Origin of the sequence: Acetivibrio cellulolyticus CD2, from assembly GCF_000179595.2 — a bacterium.
GTDB lineage: Bacteria > Bacillota > Clostridia > Acetivibrionales > Acetivibrionaceae > Acetivibrio > Acetivibrio cellulolyticus.
In genome coordinates this window covers 1-2,942 of sequence record NZ_JH556656.1, presented here as the reverse complement: position 1 = coordinate 2,942, position 2,942 = coordinate 1, and the positions used below count along the sequence as shown (strand labels likewise).

Here is a 2,942-nt window from a genome sequence, read left to right as displayed (position 1 = left end):
CATCAGTTATATCCGCTTCAACTATCTTCAAATCAGGATTTCCTTTTTGGTGTTCAAGGTTTTCAGGTCTACCAGTTATAAAGTTATCTATAACTGTCACATTATGCCCTTCCAAAAGAAGCCTGTCCACTATATGTGATCCTATAAAACCACAACCACCTGTCACAATCGCCTTCATTATGCAATCACCCCAGTTTTTTTATAGTAAACAAATCACCTATTAAATTTTTCTTAGTGCTGAAAACTTTTAATACAAGAAAGCTAATAAAATTTGTATCAGAAAACAAATCGAACAGTTTATTTTATATTACTACTATAATATTATTTTAGATAAAAAAAAAGCCCCTTTTTAATGGAAGCTTAAAATAATTTACTATCACAATAATTGATATAGTTCTGTGCTTAACCTATACTATGCTTAAACACGCTACATCTGCTTCTCAATCTTGTCGGCAACTTCGCTAATTACCCTACTTAATAAAGCCTCATAAGTTAGATTTTGAAATATTTTTTTCTTCCCATTATCTATAATTTCCTGCCTCTTTTCGGGTTTTCGACAGTTGCTAAATAAATAATTAATTCAAAAGCCGCTAAATATCGGCTTTTTTTGTGTCAAATTCTAAATAAAATTTGTTGTATATGTTGTAATTATGTTGTATTTTGTTGTATGTTTTGATATAATAAGTATATGAAACTATATTATGACAAACATGCAAAAGATCCCATTTACTACGCCCAACAAGGATTTCGAAATGGGAAAAAAACAACTACAAAAAATGTTGCAAAAATTGGGAAACATTCTGATCTCTTGAAGATTACAAGTGATCCTTTGTCCTATGCAAAAAAACAGATTCAGAAGTATAATGATGAACTGAAGAATAACAAGGTCTCAATGGAGGTGGTTATAGATTTTGATGAAAAGATTAAATCAAGCAATGACCTTGTATCTTCAAGTAATCGGGTAAATATGGGGTATTTTATTCTGCAGAAGATATACCATGATCTTAAAATAAACACATTTTTTAAAAAGGTTATTTCCGATTCAAAGATTACATTTGATCCAGACCAGGTTAACCGATTTTTGACCTATGCAAGAATTCTCGAACCAGATTCAAAGCTTGGTACATATGACCATCTTTGCAGATACTATGAACAACCCACATTTGAATATGTACATATGCTACGTACAATGGATATCCTTGCGCAGCATTATGATGAATATATCTCCCACTTATTTAAGCATAGCAATAATATTGTTCCTCGTGACACTTCCGTATGTTACTTTGACTGTTCTAATTACTATTTTGAAATTGAATGTGATGATGAAGACTATGTTGACGAGGTGACAGGTGAGATTCTCAAAGGCTTACGGAAATACGGTCCGTCAAAGGAGCACAAACCTAATCCTATAGTAGAAATGGGATTGTTCATGGATTCACGTGGCATCCCGATTTCAATGTGTATTAATTCTGGTTCGGACAATGAACAAACATGTGCTGTCCCTCTTGAAAAGAAAATGACTCAGATGTTGGATGGTAAAAAATTTATTTACTGTGCTGACGCAGGTCTGGGCTCACTAAACATTCGCAAATTCAATTCCATGGGAGGAAGATCCTTCATAGTGACCCAGTCCATTAAAAAGTTGTCAGACACGCTCAAAAAGGCTGTTTTTAATGATTGCAGCTACAAACTTCTGTCAAATGATAGACCTGTCACAATTGAGGAAATGAAGCTTTTCGATAAAAACGATAAAGGAAATCTTGATCTTTACAATGACAGTGTTTATAAGATTGTTAAGGCTGACAAGGCTGTAGATCTTGGATTGTATGAAGAAAAAGTCTTGAAAAATGGTAAGACAAAAAAAGTTAAATCCAAAGGCATTGTAAAACAGAATCTTATCATAACTTTTTCAAGAAAAATGATGGAATATCAAAGATACATTAGAAACAAACAGATTGAAAGGGCAAAAAAGATTCTAAAAAGCAACGATCCTGAATGCATAAAAAAAGGTCCCCACGATGTTACGCGTTTTATAAAAAGAAATTCAATATCAAAATCTGGGGATAAAGTGATAGACTCTTACTACATTGATCAAAGTGTAATTGATGAAGAAGAAAAATATGATGGTTATTATGCCATAGCCACAAATTTAGATGAGGATGTTAAAACAATCATCGAAATAAGTTCCAAAAGGTACAAGATCGAGGATTGTTTCAGAGTAATGAAAACAAACTTCTCAGCTCGTCCAGTTCACCACCGCAACAGAGAGCGAATAATCGCTCACTTTATGGTATGTTATACTGCACTCCTTATATATCGACTTCTTGAGGTTAAACTCGATGATTATGGGACACATTTCACCACAGAAAACATAATTGAAACGCTAAAGAATATGGAGGTAATAAACGTACAAGACATGTACTATCAATCAATATACAATGGTTCCCAGGTATGTACAGCATTAAATGCTGTGTTTGAGCTTGGTTTAGTTAAAAAATATTACCAACCTAAAGAACTCAATAAAAAGATCAAAAATATTTTAACATAGCTATTTACATACAACATTATACGAACATTAAAAAGAGGCTGAAACCGCACAACTAAGCGGTTTATTGCCTCTTTATTTCTTTTCAACTGTCGAAAATGAGATATTATTTTAGATAAAAAAAAAGCCCCTTTTTAATGGAAGCTTAAAATAATTTACTATCAAAATAATTGATATAGCTCTGTGCTTAACCTATACTATGCTTAAACACGCTACATCTGCTTCTCAATCTTGTCGGCAACTTCGCTAATTACCCTACTTAATAAAGCCTCATAAGTTAGATTTTGAAATATTTTTTTCTTCCCATTATCTATAATTTCCTGCCTCTTTTCTGGATTTGCAAGATAATAGTCAACTTTTTCATATAAATCTTCTTTATTGTAATACAATATAATTT

General features: G+C 32.4%; 3 protein-coding genes. 1 reads left to right on the top strand and 2 read right to left on the bottom strand.

Going from position 1 to position 2,942, the window contains the following annotated elements; all coding sequences use genetic code 11:
* The coding region (locus ACECE_RS27360) for an NAD-dependent epimerase/dehydratase family protein (protein ID WP_010247286.1) at positions 1-178 on the bottom strand (178 nt) is incomplete at its 3' end.
* 510 nt (positions 179-688) lie between these two features.
* Here ACECE_RS27360 and ACECE_RS0212030 point away from each other — a divergent pair.
* On the top strand, positions 689-2,548 hold the full coding sequence (locus ACECE_RS0212030) for an IS1634 family transposase (RefSeq protein WP_010247284.1): 1,860 nt from the start codon (positions 689-691) through the stop codon (positions 2,546-2,548).
* Positions 2,549-2,757: 209 nt separating this feature from the next.
* Here ACECE_RS0212030 and ACECE_RS27355 read toward each other — a convergent pair.
* Positions 2,758-2,942 (bottom strand): glycosyltransferase (locus ACECE_RS27355; RefSeq protein ID WP_040428434.1); only part of this gene is annotated, 185 nt, incomplete at its 5' end.

What these genes read in the sequence shown, in the direction of transcription:
- ACECE_RS0212030 (WP_010247284.1), top strand. Translation starts at nt 689, where the DNA reads ATGAAACTATATTATGACAAACATGCAAAAGATCCCATTTACTACGCC.